At 64.4% G+C, this 1,372-nt stretch carries 1 protein-coding gene; it reads left to right on the forward strand.

Translation table 11 applies throughout. The features are described 5' to 3' along the window. The first annotated feature begins 128 nt into the window (after positions 1-128). A complete protein-coding gene (locus GFD21_RS10890; RefSeq protein ID WP_163197995.1) occupies positions 129-1,316 on the forward strand; it encodes an IS1249 family transposase in 1,188 nt (395 codons plus the stop codon). Positions 1,317-1,372: the final 56 nt, after the last annotated feature.

Raw genomic sequence — 1,372 nt, forward strand, 5'->3', positions numbered from 1 at the left:
GGGTTAAGTAAAGAAACGTGGGTCTTAAATTCGGGGTGAGGTGTTCTCCTGTCTTGCGTGTCGGGGTGTGATTAACAGTCCGGGCGTTAATCGGGCGGGGTGTTTGACTTTTCGTGTTGGCTTGTTCCATGAGCAGGAACAAGTCTCCGAGGGCGAGGAAGTGCCCGGTGTGCGCCGAACCGATGCGCAAGAAGGGGTTCACGAAGGCCGGGGCGCAACGATGGAAGTGTGATGCATGCCGCTTGAGCCTGACCGCGAAACGGGAGGATCGGACGCGTATGGCGGAGTTCCGCGCGTTCATCGCGTGGGTCACGGGCAAGCGGTCGATGAGCGAGGCCGCGGCGATGCTCGGAACCACGCGACAGGCGTTCGCGGCCAGGATCGCGTGGTGCTGGAACGTGGAGCCGTCGCTTCCTTCCGTCTCCCGTTCCCATCGGTATGTGATGGCGGACGGCACGTATGTGCCGTACGGCTGGTGCCTGCTGGTCCTGACCGGCGACGACGGGCGGCCCGTGAAGTGGCAGTGGTGCTCCACGGAGACGACGGCCGCCTACCGGCAGCTTTTCGGGCGCTTGAACAGGCCGGGATTGTTGGTGTGCGACGGCGGGCGGGGATGCCTGGCGGCCGTCGAGGCCCGGTGGAGGGGAGTCCGCGTGCAGCGCTGCCTCGTGCACGTATTGCGCAACACGCGCGTCGACCTGACGAACAAACCCAAGAGCGAGGCGGGGAAGGCGCTGCTCAGGCTCGCCCGCGGGCTCACCAAGGTGAGGACCGCCGACGGGGCCGCCATATGGCTGAAGGATCTCAACGCATGGCACGCGGAGCACGGCTCCTATCTCAAGGAGCGCACCACCGCCAAACAGGATCCCATGCGCGCGAACGGGCGCAAGTGGTGGTGGACGCACGAACGCCTGCGCCGCGCCTACTTCCGATTGGTCAAACTCAACCGGGATGGGATGCTGTTCGCGTTCTGCGACCCCGACATCGTCAGGGACGGCGATTCGCTGCCGTCGACCACGAACCAGTTGGAGGGCGGGGTCAACGCCATCGTCAAACGCATGCTCGACCATCACCGGGGACTGTCGGAGGCGCATATGAAGCGCTGCTGCGAATGGGCGGTCTACATGCTCACCGAGCATCCCGACCCGGAATCGTTCGTCGCCCCCGCGCACTGGAAGAGGTTCGGAAAGGAGCCGGTCGAGGACGACGGACCGACGCCCGGCACCCTGACCGCGGTGCAACTGCCCGCCACCGGCATCAACGCCTACGAGAACGGATTCGGCATCAGGAAAGGATGGGCAGGACGCTCAAAATAATCCACGCCACGCCGATGACACGCGCGGATAAGACCCACGTTTCTTTACTTAACCCC

The organism is Bifidobacterium platyrrhinorum (assembly GCF_010667645.1).
Lineage (GTDB): Bacteria > Actinomycetota > Actinomycetes > Actinomycetales > Bifidobacteriaceae > Bifidobacterium > Bifidobacterium platyrrhinorum.